This window comes from Streptomyces sp. Rer75 (genome assembly GCF_013414305.1).
Taxonomy (GTDB): Bacteria; Actinomycetota; Actinomycetes; order Streptomycetales; family Streptomycetaceae; genus Streptomyces; species Streptomyces himastatinicus.
In genome coordinates, this window is sequence record NZ_CP058693.1 from 9,083,681 (window position 1) to 9,104,161 (window position 20,481).

General features: G+C 71.5%; 18 protein-coding genes and 1 riboswitch. Of the genes, 12 read left to right on the forward strand and 6 right to left on the reverse strand.

Annotation, left to right across the window (positions count from 1 at the left end; genetic code table 11):
• Window positions 1-100 precede the first annotated feature (100 nt).
• Window positions 101-256 carry a DUF6131 family protein gene (locus HYQ63_RS38585; RefSeq protein WP_179938312.1) on the forward strand — a complete coding sequence of 52 codons (156 nt, stop codon included), beginning with the start codon at window positions 101-103 and terminating at the stop codon, window positions 254-256.
• Window positions 257-316: 60 nt separating this feature from the next.
• Here HYQ63_RS38585 and HYQ63_RS38590 read toward each other — a convergent pair whose 3' ends face one another.
• Window positions 317-1,171, reverse strand: a complete 855-nt coding sequence (locus HYQ63_RS38590) for a LysR family transcriptional regulator (RefSeq protein ID WP_179938313.1) — start codon at window positions 1,169-1,171, stop codon at window positions 317-319.
• A 68-nt stretch (window positions 1,172-1,239) separates the two neighbouring features.
• Here HYQ63_RS38590 and HYQ63_RS38595 point away from each other — a divergent pair, with 68 nt between their 5' ends.
• The 3 genes from HYQ63_RS38595 to HYQ63_RS38605 all read left to right on the forward strand — a co-directional run bounded on the left by HYQ63_RS38595 (window position 1,240) and on the right by HYQ63_RS38605 (window position 5,713).
• Window positions 1,240-2,181 carry a DMT family transporter gene (locus HYQ63_RS38595; RefSeq protein ID WP_257232425.1) on the forward strand — a complete coding sequence of 314 codons (942 nt, stop codon included), beginning with the start codon at window positions 1,240-1,242 and terminating at the stop codon, window positions 2,179-2,181.
• A gap of 92 nt (window positions 2,182-2,273) precedes the next feature.
• Window positions 2,274-2,474, forward strand: a riboswitch (cobalamin riboswitch).
• 27 nt (window positions 2,475-2,501) lie between these two features.
• The gene (locus HYQ63_RS38600; RefSeq protein ID WP_257232426.1) at window positions 2,502-3,602 is read left to right on the forward strand and encodes a HoxN/HupN/NixA family nickel/cobalt transporter; all 1,101 of its coding nucleotides are present in this window, start codon (window positions 2,502-2,504) and stop codon (window positions 3,600-3,602) included.
• 134 nt (window positions 3,603-3,736) lie between these two features.
• Complete coding sequence (locus tag HYQ63_RS38605; protein ID WP_179938316.1) at window positions 3,737-5,713, forward strand: aconitate hydratase; 1,977 nt, start codon at window positions 3,737-3,739, stop codon at window positions 5,711-5,713.
• 213 nt (window positions 5,714-5,926) lie between these two features.
• On the opposite strand, the gene HYQ63_RS38610 is transcribed toward HYQ63_RS38605, so the two are convergent.
• Genes HYQ63_RS38610 through HYQ63_RS38625 form a run of 4 tightly spaced genes read right to left on the reverse strand, consistent with a single transcriptional unit; the run spans window position 5,927 to window position 10,369 of the window.
• On the reverse strand, window positions 5,927-6,613 hold the full coding sequence (locus HYQ63_RS38610) for a GAF and ANTAR domain-containing protein (RefSeq protein WP_179940964.1): 687 nt from the start codon (window positions 6,611-6,613) through the stop codon (window positions 5,927-5,929).
• A gap of 36 nt (window positions 6,614-6,649) precedes the next feature.
• Window positions 6,650-9,145, reverse strand: coding sequence for an aconitate hydratase AcnA (gene acnA / locus HYQ63_RS38615; RefSeq protein ID WP_179938318.1), 2,496 nt, complete (start codon window positions 9,143-9,145; stop codon window positions 6,650-6,652).
• A 27-nt stretch (window positions 9,146-9,172) separates the two neighbouring features.
• A complete protein-coding gene (locus tag HYQ63_RS38620) occupies window positions 9,173-10,063 on the reverse strand; it encodes a GntR family transcriptional regulator (RefSeq protein ID WP_179938320.1) in 891 nt (296 codons plus the stop codon).
• Window positions 10,064-10,105: 42 nt separating this feature from the next.
• Window positions 10,106-10,369 carry a beta-propeller fold lactonase family protein gene (locus HYQ63_RS38625; protein WP_179938322.1) on the reverse strand — a complete coding sequence of 88 codons (264 nt, stop codon included), beginning with the start codon at window positions 10,367-10,369 and terminating at the stop codon, window positions 10,106-10,108.
• 269 nt (window positions 10,370-10,638) lie between these two features.
• Here HYQ63_RS38625 and HYQ63_RS38630 point away from each other — a divergent pair, with 269 nt between their 5' ends.
• The 5 genes from HYQ63_RS38630 to catC all read left to right on the forward strand — a co-directional run bounded on the left by HYQ63_RS38630 (window position 10,639) and on the right by catC (window position 14,917).
• The gene (locus HYQ63_RS38630; RefSeq protein WP_179938324.1) at window positions 10,639-11,565 is read left to right on the forward strand and encodes an SDR family oxidoreductase; all 927 of its coding nucleotides are present in this window, start codon (window positions 10,639-10,641) and stop codon (window positions 11,563-11,565) included.
• A gap of 127 nt (window positions 11,566-11,692) precedes the next feature.
• A complete protein-coding gene (locus HYQ63_RS38635) occupies window positions 11,693-12,610 on the forward strand; it encodes a LysR substrate-binding domain-containing protein (protein WP_179938326.1) in 918 nt (305 codons plus the stop codon).
• Window positions 12,591-13,694: a mandelate racemase/muconate lactonizing enzyme family protein gene (locus HYQ63_RS38640; protein WP_179938328.1), complete on the forward strand. Its 1,104-nt coding sequence runs from the start codon at window positions 12,591-12,593 to the stop codon at window positions 13,692-13,694. The genes HYQ63_RS38635 and HYQ63_RS38640 overlap by 20 nt, the downstream gene beginning before the upstream one ends.
• A 52-nt stretch (window positions 13,695-13,746) precedes the next feature.
• Window positions 13,747-14,613 (forward strand): catechol 1,2-dioxygenase, encoded by an 867-nt coding sequence (catA, locus tag HYQ63_RS38645; protein ID WP_179938330.1) that lies wholly within the window; start codon window positions 13,747-13,749, stop codon window positions 14,611-14,613.
• Between the two features lie 7 nt (window positions 14,614-14,620).
• Window positions 14,621-14,917, forward strand: a complete 297-nt coding sequence (catC, locus tag HYQ63_RS38650) for a muconolactone Delta-isomerase (protein ID WP_257232427.1) — start codon at window positions 14,621-14,623, stop codon at window positions 14,915-14,917.
• Between the two features lie 7 nt (window positions 14,918-14,924).
• Here the strand turns inward: catC and HYQ63_RS38655 are convergent, their stop codons facing one another.
• Window positions 14,925-15,494 carry a TetR/AcrR family transcriptional regulator gene (locus tag HYQ63_RS38655; protein WP_257232428.1) on the reverse strand — a complete coding sequence of 190 codons (570 nt, stop codon included), beginning with the start codon at window positions 15,492-15,494 and terminating at the stop codon, window positions 14,925-14,927.
• Between the two features lie 90 nt (window positions 15,495-15,584).
• On the opposite strand from HYQ63_RS38655, the gene HYQ63_RS38660 reads away from it, so the two are divergent.
• From HYQ63_RS38660 to HYQ63_RS38670, 3 genes are all read left to right on the forward strand, one after another.
• A complete protein-coding gene (locus HYQ63_RS38660) occupies window positions 15,585-16,823 on the forward strand; it encodes an FAD-dependent monooxygenase (RefSeq protein WP_179938334.1) in 1,239 nt (412 codons plus the stop codon).
• A gap of 97 nt (window positions 16,824-16,920) precedes the next feature.
• Window positions 16,921-19,326, forward strand: a complete 2,406-nt coding sequence (locus HYQ63_RS38665) for a glycoside hydrolase family 44 protein (protein ID WP_179938336.1) — start codon at window positions 16,921-16,923, stop codon at window positions 19,324-19,326.
• Window positions 19,323-20,444, forward strand: coding sequence for a glycosyl hydrolase 53 family protein (locus HYQ63_RS38670; protein ID WP_179938338.1), 1,122 nt, complete (start codon window positions 19,323-19,325; stop codon window positions 20,442-20,444). Before HYQ63_RS38665 ends, HYQ63_RS38670 begins: the two co-directional genes overlap by 4 nt.
• The last annotated feature ends 37 nt before the right edge of the window (window positions 20,445-20,481 follow it).

Genomic DNA, 20,481 nt, shown 5'->3' on the forward strand with positions numbered 1-20,481 from the left:
GCCGCGCACGGACGCCCCCGGCGGGGGGCGACGTGTTGGCGTGGCAGGCGGAAGAGGCAGATAGTGGAGGTGGAGCACTCCCGAGAGATCGGAGGACGCCATGATTGTCCTCGGGGTCATTCTCCTCATCATCGGTCTGCTGACCGGTATCGCCGTTCTGTGGACGATCGGCATCGTCCTTCTCGTCATCGGGGCGGTCCTGTGGGCCATGGGCGCGGCCGGTCACGCGGTCGCCGGACGGCGACACTTCTACTAGGCCGTACTAGGCCGGTACCAGGCCGGTGGCCTGGCGCAGACCGCGGGCGCAGACCGCGGGTCACCCCGTGCGGTACAGCGCGGTGATCAGCTCGATCACCGCCTGCCCCGCGGGGTGCGGATCGTCGCGCCACCAGCCCAGCCGCACCGCGATCGGCTCGGCGTCGCGCACCGGCCGGTACACGATGCCGGGCCGCGGATACTGGTGCGCGGTCGACTCCGCCGTCATCCCCACGCAGCGGCCCGTGGAGATCAGGTTGAGCCAGTCGTCGACGTCGTGGGTCTCCTCGGTGTCCGGGCGGGAGCCGGGCGGCCACAGCTCGGGCGTGGTGGTGCCGGTCCGCCGGTCGACCAGCAGCGTGCGGTCGCTGATGTCGGCGAGCCTGATGGAGCGGCGCCGGGCCAGGGGGTCGTCCGCGGCCATCGCGCACAGCCGCCGCTCGAGCCCCACGATGGCGGAGTCGAAGCGGTGGTCCTCCAGCGGCCTGCGCAGCACGGCCAGGTCGCAGGCCCCTTCCGCCAGACCGGCCGTGGTGGCGTTGACGCGGACGAGGTGCAGATCGGTCTCCGGATGGGCGGCGGCCCAGCGGCGCTGGAAGGCGGGGGTGTGACTGCCCAGCGCCGACCACGCGTAGCCGATCCGCAGCCGTGTGTGACCCGAGGTGGCCTCCCGCACCAGGTCGTCCACCTCTCCGAGCACCCGCCGGGCCTGCGCCACCACCCGCAGCCCGGTCCCGGTCGGGGTCACGGTCCGGGAGGTGCGCCGCAACAGGCGCACCCCGAGGCCGCGTTCGAGCGAGGCCAGCGTGCGGGACACGGCCGCCTGGGAGACCCCGAGCGCGATCGCGGCATCGGTGAAGGTGCCCTCGTCCACGATCGCGACGAGACAGCGCAACTGCCGCAGCTCCACATCCATAACCCAAGCGTATAGGTACGACGGTCAACGCATTTTGCGCAACGGTCGCGCGACCGCACGATCGGGGTATGGACGCAGCCCACGCCCCCGCTCCTGCCCCCGCCCAGACGACCGCCACGTCACACCGCACCGGTCCGGACCTGCCGGACGCCCCGGGCACATCGGGCCGGAAACCGGCCGGGCACCCGCTGGCCGGTGTGCTCACCATGGCCGGCAGCGGCCTGTCCAACCAGACCGGCGCGGCGATTGGCTCCCTCGCCTTTCCGGTGCTCGGAGCCTCCGGTGTCGTCGCGGTACGCCAGTACGTCGCCGCCATCGTCCTGCTGGCCGTCGGCCGCCCCCGCTTGCGGTCCTTCACCAAGCAGCAGTGGTGGCCGGTGCTGCTGCTGGCCCTGGTCTTCGGCGCCATGAACCTGTCCCTGTACAGCGCCATCGACCGCATCGGCCTCGGGCTCGCGGTGACCCTGGAGTTCCTCGGGCCGCTCACCATCGCCCTGTCCGCCTCGCACCGCCGCACGGACGCGTGCTGCGCGCTGGTCGCGCTGGCGGGCGTGGTCACCCTGATGCGTCCACAGCCCTCCACCGACTACCTGGGGCTCGGCCTCGGGCTGCTGGCGGCCGCCTGCTGGGCGTCGTACATCCTGCTCAACCGCACCGTCGGCCGCCGCGTCCCCGGGGCGCAGGGGTCGGCGGCCGCCGCCGCGGTCTCCGCCGTGCTGTTCCTGCCCGTCGGGATCGCCATCGCCGTCCAGCACCCGCCGACCGCGGGGGCCGCCGGATACGCCATCGCCGCCGGTGTCCTCTCCTCCGCCGTGCCCTATCTCGCCGACCTGTTCACGCTGCGCCGCGTGCCCGCCCAGACCTTCGGGCTCTTCATGAGCGTCAACCCGGTCCTCGCCGCCGTCGTCGGATGGATCCTGCTCGGCCAGGGCCTGGGGTGGACCGAGTGGGCGAGCATCGGCGCCATCGTCGCGGCCAACGCGCTCAGCATCCTCACCTCACGCGCGTGACCGCTGCTGAACCTCGCGCGCGTGACCGCTGTTGAACCTCACGCGCGACCGCTGCTGAAAGTGCGCCACTTGCCGGTTTTGCGGGGCGCCGCCTACAGTTGCGGCGCCGTGGTGTTCGGGAAGCCGGTGTGAAACCGGAGCGGCCCTCGCCACTGTGATCGGGGAGTTCTCGTCCCGTTCCGCGGCCGCAGGACCGGGCCGCGGAGCCACTGGCCGCCCTGCGCGGCCGGGAAGGCAGGGGCGGTCGCGTCGACCCGTCAGCCAGGAGACCGGCCGCGGCATCTCACGAAGTGATCCACGAGGTGCTGGAGCGTGACCGCATGACCCTGCCCACCGCATTCGCATGGCGGCGCGAGGACACCGTCCGGACCGCCGGGCTGCTGGCGGTGATCGTCGCCCTGCACGCCGTCGCCTTCGGTCTGCTCTTCCTGGTGGTCACGCCGCAGCACTACGAGGTCGGCGCCAAGACGTTCGGCGTCGGCCTCGGGATCACCGCGTACACCCTGGGCATGCGGCACGCCTTCGACGCCGACCACATCGCCGCCATCGACAACACCACCCGCAAGCTGATGGCCGACGGCAAACGGCCGGTGTCGGTGGGCTTCTGGTTCGCGCTCGGCCACTCCAGCGTCGTGGTCCTGCTGGCCGCGCTGGTCGCCGGGGGTACGCAGCTGGCGGGCACCCTGGTGAACGAGAACTCCGGCGCCCACCAGGTCCTCGGGGTCATCGGCACCACCGTGTCCGGCACCTTCCTCTACCTCATCGCCGCGCTCAACCTGGTCGCCCTGCTGGGCATCCTGCGGGTGTTCCGGGCGATGCGCGCCGGGCAGTTCGACGAGTCGGAGCTGGAGGCGCACCTGGATTCGCGCGGCTTCATGAACCGCGTCCTGGGCCGCTTCACGAAGTCCATCACCCGGCCCGGCCAGATGTACCCGCTCGGCTTCCTCTTCGGGCTCGGCTTCGACACCGCCACCGAGGTCACGCTGATGGTGATGGCCGGGAGCGGCGCCGCCGCGGGACTGCCCTGGTACGCCATCCTGTGCCTGCCGCTGCTGTTCGCCGCCGGGATGAGCCTGTTCGACACCCTCGACGGCACCTTCATGAACTTCGCCTACCAGTGGGCGTTCTCCAACCCCGTCCGCAAGGTGTTCTACAACCTGGCCATCACCGGCCTGTCGATCGCGGTGGCCTTCCTCATCGGCACCATCGAGCTGGTCGGCGTGCTCCACGACAAGCTCGCCCTGCGGGACGCCGTCACCGGCTGGATCTCCGGGCTGAACCTGGACAACGTCGGGTTCATCATCGTCGGCCTGTTCGTCGTGGTGTGGGCCGCGGCGCTGGCCTACTGGCGGATCGCCAAGGTCGAACAGCGCTGGGCTGTCCGCACCGCCCCGGCCGCCGCGGACGCGGACGGCGGCTGACGCCGGGCCCGGGCCCGGGACGCCCGTCCGGGTGACTGTGCCGGGTCGGGCCCCGCATGGCGGCCGCGGAACGGGAACCCGCATGGTGGCGCCCGGACCGTCCGGCCGCGCCGCACCGGGAAGGCGGTACCGCTATGGGTCTGCCCCATGGCCACGCACACGGCACCGTGACGCAGCGGCTGATCGGCGACCACCTCGTGTCCGGTCGCATGCGGCCGGGGGAGGAGATCGCGCTGCGCGTGGACCAGACGCTCACCCAGGACGCCACCGGCACCCTGGTGATGCAGGAGCTGGAGGCGCTGGCGCTGGACCGGGTCCGTACGCAGGTCAGCGTGCAGTACGTCGACCACAACATCCTCCAGGCCGACGAGCGCAACGCCGAGGACCATCTCTTCCTGCGCTCGGCCGCCCGCCGCTTCGGCCTGTGGTTCTCCAAACCCGGCAACGGTGTCTCCCACCCGACACACATGCAGCACTTCGGCGCCCCCGGCAGAACACTCGCCGGATCCGACTCGCACACCTGCGCGGGCGGCTCCCTGGGCATGCTGGCGATCGGCACCGGCGGCCTGGAAGTGGCCCTCGCCATGGCCGGACGGCCGCTCCACCTCACCATGCCGAAGATCTGGGGCATCCGGCTGACCGGGGAACTCCCGCCGTGGGTCAGCGCCAAGGACGTGATCCTGGAGATGCTGCGCCGTCACGGGGTGCAGGGCGGCGTCCACCGCGTACTGGAGTACCACGGGCCCGGCCTGGCCTCCCTCACCGCCATGGACCGGCACGTCATCGCGAACATGGGGGCGGAACTCGGCGCCACCACCACCGTCTTCCCCTCCGACGGCGCGGTGCGCGACTTCCTGGCGGGGGTGGGGCGGGGCGAGGACTTCGTGGAGATCGTCGCGGACGAGGACGTCCGTTACGACCTCGACGAGGAGATCGACCTGTCGTCCCTGGAGCCGCTGATCGCACGGCCCACCTCCCCGGGAAACGTCGTGCCGGTCCGGGAGGCCGCCGGGGAGCCCATCGGGCAGGCGGTCATCGGCTCCTCCGCCAACCCCGGGTTCCGCGACTTCGCCGTACCGGCGGCCATGGTGGCGGGGCGGCAGACGGCGCCCGAGGTGAGCTTCGACATCAACCCGACGTCCCGCGAGATCCTCCAGGACCTGACGCGTTCCGGTGCCACGTTCGACCTGATCGCCGCCGGTGGCCGCATCCACCAGTCGGGCTGTCTGGGCTGCATCGGCATGGGCCAGGCCCCCGCGGCGGGGCGCAATTCGCTGCGCACGTTCCCGCGCAACTTCCCCGGCCGCTCCGGAACCGAGGACGACGCGGTGTGGCTGTGTTCACCGGAGACCGCCACGGCCTCCGCGCTGACCGGCGTCATCACGGATCCGCGCGACTGGGCCGACCGCCTGTCGACGGTCCCGCCCACGCCGGACGCCCCCGCACCGGCGTCGGTCAACGACGCCATGCTGGAGCCGCCGCTGCCGCCGGACGAGGCCCGCCGCGTCCAGCTGCGGCGCGGCCCCAACATCTCCGCGCTGCCCGATCTCGATCCGCTGCCGGACACCCTCGAAGGCCCGGTCCTCCTCAAGGCCGGTGACGACGTCTCGACCGACGAGATCTCCCCGGCCGGGGCGAAGGCCCTGCCGTACCGGTCCAACATCCCGAAGCTGGCCGAGTTCACCCTGACCCGGCTGGACCCCGACTACCCCCGGCGCGCCGCGTCGGTCCGGGACGACACCGGACACCTCATCGTCGCCGGGGAGAACTACGGCCAGGGCTCGTCCCGCGAACACGCCGCCATCACCCCGCGCTACCTCGGACTCCGGGCGGTCATCGCCAAGTCGTACGCCCGCATCCACTGGCAGAACCTCGCCAACTTCGGCGTCCTCGCCCTCGAATTCGACGACCCCGGCGACTACGAGCGCATCGAGACCGACGACCGGCTGCGCCTGCCCGGTCTGCACGAGGCCCTCGCCCGGCCGGACGACCCGACGCTCCGCGTACGCAACACCACCCGGGACGAGGAGTACCTGCTGCGCCACCGGCTCTCCCCGCGGCAGTGCGAGGCGGTCCTCGCGGGCGGCATCATCCCGGCCCTGGCCCGCTGACCGGCGCCCGGGGCTGACCGGCGCCCGGCCGCTGACCGGCGCTCGCCCGCTGACCGGTCACTCACCGGGCCGGGCGCGCATGCATACGGGACCGGGCGGCGGGTACTCGCCGCCCACGCTGTCCGCGAGTCCCCCGGGGGAACGGGATGGCCAGGCTCTTCCGGTCCAGAATGCGGGCCGGTGGAGCCGCCCCCTCAGCGGCCGGTCCGGCGGTCAGTCGTCGATGCCGCCGCTCTCACACACTTGCCGGGCGATGTCCCGCAGCTTGATGTTGCGCTCCTGGGACACCCGCCGCAGCACGCTGAAGGCGTCGTCCTCGCCGATCTTGAGGCGCTCCATGAGGATGCCCATGGCCTCGCCGATGGTGTGCCGGGTGGAGAGCGCCTGCTGGAGCTGGTCGGCGGTGCGGGCGCTGGAGAACGCGACCGCGGCGTGCGAGGCCAGCAGCCAGCCCGCCGTCTCACTGCCCTTGGTGAAGACGCCCGTACTCCGCGAATAGAGATTCAGCGAACCGAGTTCCTCTTCCCGCGTGTAGAGCAGGAACCCCATCATGCTCCCGATGCCCAGGTCACGGGCCCGGCGCCCGAACTCGGGCCACCTCTCCTGCGGCGCGGCGAAGTCCTTGATCCGGTGGACGGCCTCGCTGCGGAGCGCGGCGTCGAAACACGGGCCTTCACCGGTCTGTTCCTGCAACTGATCGGAGCGGACCACCAGCCCCTCGGTCGGGGCCAGGGTCTCCACCTTCTGACCGTGGAGGACCAGGATTCCGGCCGCGTCGCACCCCTCGACGATCTCCACGGCACATTCGGTGATCCGCTCCAGCGTCCCGTCCACCGAGTCCTGCGCCAGCAGGTCCCGCGCCATCCCGGCCATCTGCTCCGCGAAGCTCTCCCAGTCCATCTCCACCGTCTCTCTCGCCACGTCCCCGCAGGGCCATCATGGTCCCTGAAGGGAACGGCGGACCACGTACGGCAGGATGCCGCCGTGGCGCAGGTAGGCGAGTTCCTGCCGGGAGTGGATGCGCAGCCGCAGTTCCGCCGTGGTGTGGCGGTCGTCACCTCCGTGGAGATGCATGATCACCCGGTTGGTCCCGACGCGCAGCTCGCCGAGCCCCTCGAAGGAGAGGTCCTCTTCTCCGGTGAACGCGTGGGCCGAGGCGCTGTCGCCCTCGGCGAACTCCATCGGCAGGACGCCCATGCCGATGAGGTTGCTGCGGTGGATGCGCTCGTACGACTCGGCGACGACCGCGCGCACCCCCAGCAGGGCCTGGGCCTTGGCCGCCCAGTCGCGGCTGGAACCGGCGCCGTAGTTGCGGCCCGCGACGACGACCAGGTCGTAGCCCGCGTCGCGATAGGTGGGCGCGGCCTCGTACACCGGCAGGACGCGGGTGCGGTCGGCGGTGTACGTGTGGGCGCCCGCACCGGACCGGACGCCGGGCAGCAGGTTGGTCACCGCCGGGTTGGTGAAGGCGCCGCGCAGCATGACCTCGTGGTTGCTGCGGCGGGTGGAGTACTGGTTGAGGTCGCGGCGGGCGACCCGGCGTTCGGCCAGCCAGTGGCCCGCCGCGCTGTCGGCGGGGATCCGGCCCGCGGGGGAGATGTGGTCGGTGGTGACGTCGTCGCCGAGGTGCAGCAGCACCTTCGCCCGGCCCAGGGTGATGCGGTCCGGGGCGGTGGCCGCCAGACCGGTCAGATGCGGCGGGCGGCGGACGTAGGTCGACTCCGGGCTCCAGGGGAAGCGGGTGCTGCCCGGCGCCTCGACGCCGCGCCAGGCGTCGGTGCCGTGGTGGAGGCGGGCGGCGTTCGCGCGGAACAGCTCGGGGCGGACGTGTTCGGCGATGCGGGCGCTCACCTCCTCGTCGGTGGGCCAGAGGTCGTCGAGGCGGACGGGACGGCCGTCGGGGGTGGTGCCCAGCGGGTCGCGGTCGAAGTCGTGCAGGATCGAGCCCGCCAGGGCGTAGGCGACGACCAGCGGCGGGGAGGCCAGATAGGACAGGGGCGTGCGGGGGTTGACCCGGCCCGCGAAATTGCGGTTGCCGGACAGGACGGCGACGGGCTCGATCGCGTCCTGCTCGGCGAGGTGTTCCATCGCCGGGTGCAACGGTCCGGAATTGCCGATGCAGGTCATGCAGCCGAAGCCGACGATGTGGAAGCCGGTCTTCTCCAGGGCGGGCAGCAGCCCGGCCGCCCGCAGATACTCCTCGACGACCCGCGAACCGGGGGAGAGGGACGTCTTCACCCACGGCTTTGCCGTCAGCCCGGCCTCGGCGGCCCGCTCGGCGAGCAGGCCCGCCTGCACCATGAGCGCCGGGTTGGCGGTGTTGGTGCAGCTGGTGATCGATGCGATGGCCACCGGGCCCTCGGGCAGCGGTTCGCCGAAGACGTCCCCGGTCTCCGCCGCCGTGGCCGTCGCCGCCGTGCGGTACGACGCGGGCACCTGTGACAGCGACAGCCGCTGGTGGGGGAGGTCCGGCCCGGCCATGCTGGGCTCCACCGTGCCGAGGTCGAGGTCGATGACGTCGTCGTAGCGGGGTTCGGGCCGGTCCTCGGTGCGCTTGAGGCCCTGGGCGGCCAGGTAGGCGTCGACCAGCCGGACGTGGGACTCGTCCCGCCCGCTGAGCCGCAGATACGCGGCTGTTTCGTCGTCGTACGGAAAGAACACGCAGGTGGCTCCGTACTCGGGGGCCATGTTGGCGACCGCGGTGCGTTCCGCCCAGCCCAGCGTCGTGACACCGGAGCCGCAGAATTCCACGAACGCGTCCACCACACCGCGGGCGCGCAGGCGCTCGGTCAGGGTGAGGGCGAGGTCGGTGGCGCCGACGCCGGGCCGCAGCCGACCGGTCAGCCGGACGCCCACCACCGTCGGGTACGGGATGGTGACCGGCTCGCCCAGCATGGCCGCCTGGCCCTCCAGACCGCCGACACCCCAGCCGACGACGCCCAGGGCGTTGATCATCGGGGTGTGGCTGTCGGTCGCGACGAGCACGTCGGGGTACAGCCACGGCGGGCCGTCGTCGTCGGCGTCCTGCCGCCAGACGACCCGGGCCAGGGCCTCCATGTTGACCTGGTGGATGATGCCGGTGCCGGGCGGGACCACCCGGAAGTTGCGCACGCTGCGCTCGGCCCACTTGACGAACTCGTACCGTTCCCGGTTGCGGCGGAAGTCGATCAGCAGATTGCGCTCGGCGGCGTCGGGGTGGCCGTACTCCTCGACGATGACGGAGTGGTCCACGGTGAGGTCGACCGGGATGGCGGGCTGGAGCAGCTCCGGTCGGCCGCCCAGCTCCGCGAGGCTGTCCCGCATGGCCGCGAAGTCGGCCAGCGCCGGCAGACAGGTGGTGTCGTGCAGCATGATCCGGTTCGGGTGCACCGGCACCTCGCAGGCCCCGCCACCGGCCCACGCTGCGCGCCTGAGGGGCGCCCGGCGCGACATCGAGACCCCCTACGCCTCCGGGCCGCCCTACGCCTCCGGGCCGAGCCCGGTCTTGAGGGACCGGACCTTGTCCAGGTGGCCCTGGAGGAAGGCCGACGCCTGCTCGATGTCGCCGCTCTCCACCAGGTCCAGCAGGCGCAGATGCTCGCGGGCCTGGTGGGTCAGCCGGGAGCGGTCGACCTGGTGGCGGTACTCGATCAGACGGCGCAGCCGGTTCTGGCGCCGTACGGCATCCAGCAGGAACTGATTCCCCGAGCAGCCCACCAGCATCTCGTGGAACGAGGCGTTGACCTGGAACAGTTCGGCCCGGGGCAGCAGCAGGATGTCACCGCGCAGCAGCGCCTCCTGCTGCCGCCGGTGTCGTGCGAACGCCTCGGTGTCCACGGCGAAGCCGGGCTCCAACAGTGCCGCGGGCTCGATGATCATCCGAAAGCGGTAACTCTGGTCGTGCGCCTCGACGGTGGTGAGCACGTGCTGGAACTCCCAGCCGCGGCCACCGGCCCGGCGGCGCACCAGGTCCTCTCCGTCCATCCGCGCCAGCACCCGGTCGGCCTGGCGCGGTGTCAGACGGTAGCGGCGGCTGATGTCGGCGGCGGTGAACGAACCGGTGAAGCGGCCGCCGACATAGTCGTCGGCGATCTGGAAGTACGCGTCCTGCTCGACGTCCGTGTCCTCGGACAGATCGGGCCGGGTCAGGGTGGCCGCGCCGCGGGCGAGGAAGAAGCCGCGGTTCGGGACCCGGGTGAGGATGCCGACCTCGGCGAGGAAGACCATGGCCTTGCGGACGGGGGTGCGCGAGACCTCCAGTGCGTCCGCCGCCCACTGCTCCGTGACGTGGGCTCCTTCCGCGAGATCGCTGTGGCGGATCAGGTCCACCAGGCGGGTGGCGATGGAGGTGGTCAGATTCGGCCGCGACATCAGCCCCTGCGCTCTTCGTGTGGTGGACGAGGACACTTCATCCTAGGAGTTCCGCGACGGGAGTCCCGGACGGATCGCACGGCGGCCGCGAGAACACGATGCACACGGGCGATCCCGTGGACAGCGCCCCGCCGGACGGCCGGAGCGCCCCGCTGTCCGCGTCCACGTCGAACGTGGCGTCTGCACGCCTTCCAGTGCGCCCCGGGCGGCGTCCCACCGGTAGGTGGTCACCGTCGACCGCAGTTCGTCGATCGTGTACGCGTACGGGAGCGTCGGGTGGAAGCAGATGTGGCGCGGTCCGGCCACTCGCCGGAAGGCCGTGTCATATCCGTTCCCCGTCCCTGGAGGTGGCCAACGTGGCGGATTGTATCAAGCTGTGATTTGATGCAAAGGTGATAGCCGCAGCCACCGCCGGTGGCCGCGACAGCGTGGCCCTCGCCGTCACCCCCGGCGACATCCTCCACACCGACCAGGACGGAGTCGTGCTGCTGCCGACGAGCTGACCGGGTGCCGTGAGGTGCCGTGAGGTTCTGTGAGGGTGCCGTGAGCGTCCTCCGGCGTGCGACACTCGCCGGGTGAGCTGGTCACCGGACCACGAGGCGCTGCGCGGGCGGGTCGCCGTCGTCGCGGGGGCCACGCGTGGCGCGGGCCGCGGCATCGCCACCGCGCTGGGCGAGGCCGGTGCCACCGTCATCTGTACCGGACGCAGCAGCGTCACGGGCTCGGGCGGGTCGGACTACGACCGGCCCGAGACGATCGAGGAGACGGCCGAACTCGTCACCCGGCTCGGCGGCACCGGAATCGCCGTGCAGACCGACCACCTCGACTCCGAGCAGGTCCGGCGCCTGGCGCGGCGCATCCGCCACGACCACGGCGGCATCGACGTACTGGTCAACGACATCTGGGGCGCCGAACGGCTCAAGGGCGGGCCCGCGGACTGGAACACCCCCGTCTGGGAGCATGACCTCGACGCCGGTCTGCGCATCCTCCGGCTCGGACTCGACACCCACCTGATCACCTCGCACCATCTGCTGCCGCTCCTGATCGGTAAGCCGGGCGGACTCCTCGTCGAGATGACCGACGGCACCGCCGCGTACAACGCCGGGCGCTACCGGATCTCGGTCTTCTACGACCTGGTCAAGACCGCGGTCAACCGGCTGGCCTTCTCCCAGGGCCATGAGCTGGCGCCCCACGGGGCGACGGCCGTCGCCCTCACGCCCGGCTGGCTGCGCTCGGAAATGATGCTCGACGCCTATGGGGTCCGTGAGGAGAACTGGCGTGACGCGCTGCTCCCGGACCGGGGCGAGGGCCGTCCGACCGCTCCCCAGTCCTTCGCCTCCTCCGAGTCGCCGCGCTACGTCGGCCGTGCCGTCGCCGCGCTGGCCGCCGACCCCGGCCGGGCCAGGTGGAACCAGCAGTCCGTCAGCTCCGCCCGGCTCGCCGGGGAGTACGGATTCACCGACATCGACGGGTCCCGGCCCGACGTCTGGGGCGCGGGCTGACCGGCTCCCCGTAGCGGTGGACCTCTTCCCCTATTGATATCTCCCGCGTCTCAATACGCGGTGACCAGGTATTTGTGGTGTATGGGACACGTTGCCTACGCTGAGGCGCGTTCGAGGGGAGTTTCCGATGGAACTCAGGCAGCTCCGGTACTTCGCGGCCGTCGCCGAGACACGCCATTTCGGGAGGGCGGCGGAGCGGCTGCACATGGCCCAGCCCCCGCTGTCCCAGGCGATCCGGCGGCTGGAGGCGGAGCTGGGAGTGGAACTGTTCGCCCGGACCACCCGGCAGGTCGCCCTGACCGGGGCCGGTGAGGTGTTCCGTACCGATGTGGAACGGATCCTCACGGCCGTCGACGAGGCGGTGGCCCGGGTCGGGCGGTTCGCCTCCGGTGTGGAGGGCGTGCTCCGGATCGGCCTGACGGGCTCCGCCTCGTACCGTCAACTGCCCGTGCTGGCCCGGCTGGTGAAGCGCGAGCTGCCGCAGGTGATCCTGGAGGTGCACACGGACATGCTCACGCCCGCCCAGGAAGCGGGGCTGACCGAACGGCGTCTCGACGTCGGCGTGCTGCGTCCGCCGGTGCGGCAGGAGGGCATCGTCCACCGCCCCATCGCCACGGAGCCCCTGGTGGCCGCCGTCCCCGAGGGGCACTGGCTCGGCGAGGCGGACACCGTCCGGGTGGAGCAGCTGCGCCACGAGAACTTCATCATGTACGCGGCCGCGCTCGGCTCCGTCGTGGGCGACGCGGTGGTCCGCAGCTGTCTCGCCTCCGGCTTCTACCCGCACCGCGCGTACGAGGTCACCGAGACCTCGGCCGCCCTGGCGCTGGTGGCCGCGGGGCTCGGCGTCGCCGTGCTGCCGGACTCGATCCGCTCCGCACCGCGAGAGGGAGTGGTGTGCAAGGAGATCGAGGACGCGCTGTGCGTCCGCCTGGACCTCGCCTGGCGCGAGGACGACGACTCACCGCTGCTGCGCAACCTCCTGAAGGCGCTGGAGCAGAACGATGTCTTCCTCGAAGGAGAGTGGCTTGAAGATCGTCAAGGTTGAGGCCATCCCCTTCGCCATTCCCTACAAGAAGCCCCTGCGGTTCGCGAGCGGCGAGGTCCACGCCGCCGACCACGTCCTCGTGCGCGTGCACACGGACGAGGGCCTGATGGGGACCGCCGAGGCGCCGCCCCGGCCGTACACCTACGGGGAGACCCAGGAGTCGATCGTGGCGGTGATCGACAAGATCTTCGCGCCGCAGATCCTGGGCCTGACGCCGCTGGAGCGCGAGGCGGTCCACGACAAGCTCGACCGCACCGTGGGCAACCCCGCCGCCAAGGCCGCCGTCGACATGGCGCTGTGGGACATCCTCGGCCAGGCCGCGGGCATGCCGGTGTCCGGCCTGCTCGGGGGCTTCACCGACCGGATGCGGGTGAGCCACATGGTCGGGTTCGCGCCCACGGGCGAGATGGTGGCCGAGGCGCTGCGGGTCCGGGACACGTACGGCATCACCACGTTCAAGGTGAAGGTCGGACGGCAGCCCTACCGCGCCGACGTCGACGCCTGCCGGGCGCTGCGCGAGGCCCTCGGCCCGGACGCCGGGCTGTACATCGACGGCAACCGCGGCTGGAGCGCGTCCGAGTCGGCGCGCGCCCTGCGGGAGATGGCCGACCTCGGCCTGACCTTCGCCGAGGAACTCTGCCCCGCCGACGATGTGCTGGGACGGCGCTGGCTGGTCGCCCAGAGCCCCGTCCCCTTCATCGCCGATGAGAGCGCCACCCGGGCCGCCGAGGTCACCCGGGAACTCCTCGGCGGATCCGCCACCGCCATCAGCATCAAGACCGCCCGCACCGGGTTCACCGCCTCCCAGCGCGTGCTGCACCAGTGCGAGGGGCTGGGCGTCGAGGTGGTCATGGGCAACCAGATCGACGGCCAGATCGGCACCCTGTGCGCGGTCGCCTTCGGGGCCGCCCACCGGGCGGCCTCCCGGCACGCGGGCGAACTGTCGAACTTCCTCGACATGGAAGACGACCTCCTCGCCGAGCCGCTGACCATCGAGGACGGCACCCTGCGCATCCGCGAGGGCGCCGGGCTCGGCATCGACGTCGACCCCGGCAAGCTGGCCCGCTACCGCCAGGACCGCTGACACGGCCACGGGCACGATCACCGACACGACCTACGTACGAAGGAACGCCATCATGACCGACATCAGCACCGACCTGCCCGCCGAGCAGGCCACCGCGGCCGCGTCCGGGGCCGCCGCCACCGAGCGGTTCCGCACCAAGCAGCACACCGGCGCCGCCGGGGCCGACACCGCACGCGTGGACACCCTGGTCTCCGAACTCCTCGCCGCCACCCACGACATCATCCGCCGCCACAAGCTGAGCTACGCCGAGTACGACGCGCTCAAGGCGTGGCTGATCCAGGTCGGCGAGGACGGCGAGTGGCCGCTGTTCCTGGACGTCTGGGTCGAACACGTCGTGGAGGAGGTCGCGGGCGAGAACCGCGAGGGCAGCAAGGGCACCATCGAGGGCCCGTACTACGTCCCCGGCGCCCCCAGCCTGCCCGCCGACGCGACCCTGCCCATGCGCGACGGCGAGGAGGGCACCCCGCTGCTCTTCCAGGGCCAGGTCACCTGCGTGGACGGCACCCCGCTGCCGGGCGCCGTGATCGAGATGTGGCACGCCGACAACGACGGCTACTACTCGCAGTTCGCCCCGGGCCTGCCCGAGTGGAATCTGCGCGGCACCGTCGTCGCCGACGCCCAGGGACACTTCAGGATCCGCACCATCGAGCCCGCGCCCTACCAGATCCCCACCGACGGCTCCTGCGGGCAGCTCATCGCCGCCGCGGGCTGGCACGCCTGGCGTCCCGCACACCTCCATCTGAAGGTGTCGGCGCCCGGCCACCAACTCGTCACCACCCAGCTGTACTTCAAGGGCGGCAGCCATGTCGCGGACGACATCGCGCAGGCCGTGAAGCCCGAACTCATCCTCGACCCCGGCCCCGCGGCGGACGGCGGCGGCCGCGAGGTCACCTATGACTTCGTCCTCGACAAGGGGTGATGCGCCGGTGCTGTTCGCGGTACGGATGGACGTCGACATCCCGCGCGACCTCGACCCCGAGGTGCGCGCGGATCTGGTGGCGCGTGAGAAGGCGTACTGCCAGGACCTCCAGAAGGCGGGCACCTGGGTCCACATCTGGCGATGCGTCGGCCAGTACGCCAACTTCAGCGTCTTCGACGTCGAGGACAACGAGGAACTCCACCGCGTCCTGTGGAACCTGCCCCTCTTCCCCTATTTGACGATCGACGTCACGCCCCTGGCCCAGCACCCGTCCGATCTGGCGGCCGACGACGCCCGGGCGTGACCCTGAGTCAGGACTGCGCGGCGGTGGCGTCGTCGATGAGCTGGTGCGCGGCGGCGTCGGTCCGCGCGGTGTCCTGGGTGACCAGGCGGTCCTGGCACAGTCCGCGCAGCCCCGAGACCAGCAGCGTGGCCCTGACCCGCGCCTGCTGGGGCGGGTGGCCCAGCCGGACGTAGGCGGCGGCGATCGGGTCGATCATGATCTCGACCGCGTCGGCGGCCAGTTCCCCGTACTCCTCGGGCTCGGTCGTGGCCAGGCTGAGGAGTTGCAGCAGCATCCGGACCGGCCCGGACTGCTCCCCGACGGTGATCGCCCGCCACAGCTCGCGGGCGGCCCGCCGCATCCCGGCGCAGTCGCCGACGCCGTCGAACATCGCCCCGGCGTCGGGGCGGCTGGCGGCCAGGGCCTGGGCCAGCAGGTTCTCGCGGCTGCCGAAGTAGTACAGCAGCATGCGCTTGGTGGTGCCGATCGCCTCGGCCAGCGGGCTCAGTGACATCTGCGCGAGGCCGTGGTGCTGGAGGTAGTGGATCACCTTCTCCAGCAGCTCGGCGCGCTTCTCGGTGTTGACGGGACGGGGCACACCTTGACTGTACCGAGCGGTACGCCTATATTCCACTCCGTATTGACGTACCGTTCGGTACAACAATCGGAGGAAGCGGAGGCGGGCACCATGACGACGGCTGAACCGCGCGTGGCGATCGTGGGAGCGGGGATCGGAGGGCTGACCCTCGGGCTCTTCCTGCGGCAGCGCGGCATCGACGCAGAGATCTTCGAACAGGCGGAGGAGCTGAAGGAGACCGGCGCGGCGGTGGCGCTGTCCGCCAACGCCACGCGACTGCTGGACGAACTCGGCCTCGGCGCCGCCCTCGCGGACAACTCCGCGGTCCCCACCGAACTGGTCTACCGCCACTGGCGCGACGGACACCGGGTGGCCGCGCACCCGGTCGGCAGCGTGTACCGCGAGCGGTACGGCGGCGCCTACCGCGGTGTGCGCCGGGCGGTGTTCCAGACCATCCTGAGCACCGCGTGGGGCCAGGAAGGGCTGCACCTCGGAGCGCGGGTGCGCGGCCTGGCCGAGGAGCGCGACGGCATGCGCCTGGAGCTGGACGAAGGGCCCGGCGAGGGCCGCTTCGACCTCGTCGTCGGCGCTGACGGCGTCCACTCCGCGGTGCGCCGCTGGGTGCACGCCGGTGAACCCGCCGTGTACTCGGGCACCAGCGGCTTCCGGGGCCTGGTCCCCGCCGAACGGGTGCCGTCGCTGCCCGACCCGGGGGCCATCCAGTTCTGGATGGGGCCGGGCGCACACGTCCTGCACTACCCGATCGACCGGCAGGGCACGATCAACTTCCTTGCGGTGGTCCGCGGCCCCGCCCGCTGGACCGCCGGTTCCTGGCGCGCCGAGGCCGCCCCGGGGGAACTCGCCGCCGCGTTCGACGGATGGCATCCGGCGATGGCCGACATGGTCACCGGGGCACCGCAGAGCGACCGTTGGGCCCTGTTCGGCCAGGACCCGCTGCGCAGCTGGACCCGCGGCCGCGCCGTACTGCTCGGGGACGCCGCGCACGCCATGCTGCCCCACCACGGGCAGGGCGCCAACCAGACCATCGAGGACGCCGCCACCCTGGCGGACTGCCTGGCCGAGGCGGGCGGGCCGGGGGACTACGGCTCCGCGCTGAGCCGTTACGAGCGGCTGCGCCGCGTCCGCACCCGGCAGGTGCAGCGCAGCTCGTGGGTGACCTCGGACCTGCTGCACCTGCCCGACGGGCCCGCCGCCGAGCGGCGCGACCGCAAGCTGGCCACCGTGCCCGAGGACTTCGGCTGGATCCACGCGTATGACGTACGTGCCGTACGCGACGTACGACGTGCGGAGACGGCGACCGGTGCGGGCCGGTTCGGTCGAGACGGTTGACACTCCCGCGGGGCTCACTGACCATGCGCAAGGTGGGAGCGCTCCCATCACTCCTGTCCCCGTCGTCAGCACGGCCGTTGAGAAGGAGACCACGCGCATGACTCCGAGAGCCGCGTCGGCGGCCGTGGTGCTGCTGGTGGCCGCCGCCGGACTGGCCGGTCCCCACCAGGCGAGCGCCTTACCCGACGGGGGAGCGCGGCCCGCCGCCTCCTCCGCCGCCGCGGAAGGCCCCGCCCTCAGCGTCGACACCACCACCGGCCGCAAGGCCATCGACCCGCACATCTACGGGATCAACTTCGCCGACGAGGCGCTGGCCGAGGAGCTGCGCCTGCCGGTCCGGCGGTGGGGCGGCAACGCCACCAGCCGCTACAACTACAAGCTCGACGCGTACAACGCGGGCCACGACTGGTACTTCGAGAACCTGTACTACGAGAACGGCACCACCCAGCTCCCGGACGGCTCGCAGGCCAACAAGTTCGTCGAGCAGGACCGCCGCACCGGCACCGACACCGTGCTGACCGTGCCCATGAGCGGCTGGACGACCGCGGCGCGCAACGCCGCCTGCGGCTTCAGCATCGCCAAGTACGGGCCCCAGAAGGCGAATGACGCCCAGTGGCGCCCGGACTGCGGCAACGGCGTGAAGACCGACGGCACCAACGTCACCGGCAACGACCCGAAGGAGACCAGCGTCCCCGCGGGCCCGGAGTTCACCAAGGGCTGGGTCGAGTACCTGAACCGCACCTACGGCACCGCGGACGACGGCGGGGTCCGCTTCTACAACCTCGACAACGAGCCCGACCTGTGGTGGAGCACCCACCGGGACGTCCACCCGGAGGGCACGGGCTACGACGAGATGCGCGACAGCACGTACGCCACCGCCGCCGCCATCAAGGACGCCGACCCCGGGGCGAAGACCCTCGGCCCGGTCGGCTGGGGCTTCAACTCCCTGATCTACTCCGGTCTCGACCAGAAGACGTGCAGCGAGAAGGGCGGCGACTGCTGGTCCAACCCGCCCGACCGGGCGGCCCACGGCGGGCAGCTGTTCGCGCCCTGGTACCTCCAGCAGATGAAGGCGTACGAGCAGAGCCACGGCCGCCGCATCCTGGACTACTTCGACGAGCACATCTACCCGCAGCAGACCGGGGTGTTCGGCGGCAGCGTGGATGCGGCCACCCAGGAGCTGCGGCTGCGCTCCACGCGGCAGCTGTGGGACCCGAGTTATGTGGACGAGAGCTGGATCAACCAGCCCGTCCAGTTCATCCCGCGCATGCGCTCCCTGGTCGACGAGAACTACCCGGGCACCAAGCTCGCCATCACCGAGTACAACTGGGGCGCGCTCGACCACATCAACGGGGCCCTCGCCCAGGCCGATGTGCTGGGCATCTTCGGCCGGGAGGGGCTGGACCTCGCCACCCTGTGGGATCCGCCCACGTCCACCGAGCCCGGCGCCTTCGCCTTCCGCATGTTCCGCAACTACGACGGCAACGGCGGCTCCTTCGGCGACACCGCGGTCCGCGCCGCCAGCGCCGACCAGGACAAGCTCGCGGTCTACGCGGCCGAGCGCAGCAGCGACAAGGCGCTGACCGTGATCGTCGTCAACAAGACCACCGGTGATCTGACCGCCCCGGTGTCCGTGACCGGCAGCAGCGCGCCGGGCGGCTCGGCGCAGGTCTACCGGTACGGCCAGGACGATGTCACCGCGATCAAGCACCTGGCCGACCAGCCGCTGACCGACGGCGGTTTCACCGCCACCTTCCCGGCCTACTCCATCACCGAGTACGTCCTGCCCGCCGGATCCTCCGAGGCGAAGCCGCCCACCGCGCCCGGCACCCCGGCCGCCACCGCCGTCGGTTCCGACCGGGCCACCCTCACCTGGGGCGCGTCCACCGCCGGGTCGTCCCCGGTGGCGAGCTACCAGGTGTACTCCGGTGACACCACGGGCTCCCCGGTGGCCACTATCGACGCCCCCGCCACGAGCGCCACCGTCACCGGGCTGTCCCCGGCCACCGCGTACACCTTCCGCGTCGTGGCCAAGGACACCGCGGGCCGCAGCTCCCCAGCGTCGGCCCCGGTGCGGGTGACCACCGCGGGGGCCCCGGCGTCCGCCTGCACGGTCGGCTACGCGGTGGGCAACGACTGGGGCAGCGGCTTCACGGCCACCGTCACGATCACCAACAAGGGTCCCACCGTGAACGGCTGGCAGCTCGGCTTCTCCTTCACCGGCAACCAGAAGGTCACGCAGGGCTGGAACGGCACCTGGCGCCAGAACGCCGCCGCGGTCACCGTCGGGGACGCCGGCTGGAACGCCACCCTGGCCACCGGCGGTTCCACCACCATCGGCTTCAACGGCTCCTACACCGGCAGCAACCCCGCACCGCGGGACTTCACCCTGAACGGCAAGCCGTGCACCGCCCCCGGCACCGCGGCCGCCGCCCGTATCGCGGCCCCGGTCGGCCATGCGCCCGGCCCGGACGCGGTACCGGACCGGAGGAGGACACGATGACCGTGCACGCATGCGGACGCACGCTCAGGGGCGCCCTGCTCGCCACCGTGCTCGCCCTGGCGGCGGCCCTGCTCACCGTGGACGCCAAGGCGTCCGCCGCGAACGCGCTCAGCATGCGCGGCGCCGATGTGTCGACCGCACAGCGCGCCCTCGACCTGGGCGCCAAGTATTACGACGCGAACGGCAACGCCGCGGACCCGCTCGACATCCTCAAGGGCGCCGGAGTGAACTACGTCCGCCTGCGGGTCTGGAACAACCCCGCCAGCGGCTACAACAACAAGGCCAAGGTGCTGGCCTACGCCAAGACGGTCAAGGCCAAGGGCCTGAAGCTGCTGGTCGACTTCCACTACTCGGACACCTGGGCCGACCCGGGCAAGCAGTACAAGCCCGCGGCCTGGGCGAGCCACGGCATCGGCCAGCTCCAGACCGACGTCTACAACTACACCTACGACGTCTGCAACAGCCTCAAGGCCCAGGGCACCGCCCCGGACAGCGTCCAGATCGGCAACGAGATCAACGTCGGCATGCTGTGGAACGACGGCAAGGTGGTCAACAACGACTTCACCAACCTCAGCCTGCTGCTCAAGGCGGGCTACAACGCCACCAAGACGTGCAACAGCGGCACCCAGGTGATCATCCACACCGCGAACGCGGACAGCGACGCGCACGCGCGCTGGTTCTACGACGGGATCAAGGCGAAGGGCGTCAGCTGGGACCTGACCGGGCTGTCGTACTACTGCATGTGGCACGGCACGCTGTCCACCCTGTACGACGTCGTCGCCGACATGAGGTCCCGGTACGGCAAGGACGTCGTCATCGCCGAGACCGCGTACCCCTTCACCACGGCGAATGCCGACAGCACCGGAAACTCGGTCACCTCCGGCTGCTCGGGCTATCCGCTCACCTGGACCGGCCAGGCCGCGAACTTCACCGACGTACAGAACACCGCCCGCAACGCCGGTGCGATCGGTGTCTTCTACTGGGAGCCCACCTGGTACGCGGTCCCCGGCAACGGCTGGGATCCGGCCGACATCAACAACAGCGGGGACGGCTGGGACAACATGGCCGTCTTCAACTGGACCGGCCACCTGAACCCGAACATCCGGTGGACCTCATAGCCGCGTGATCGTACACACGCTCGATTACCTGGGTAGA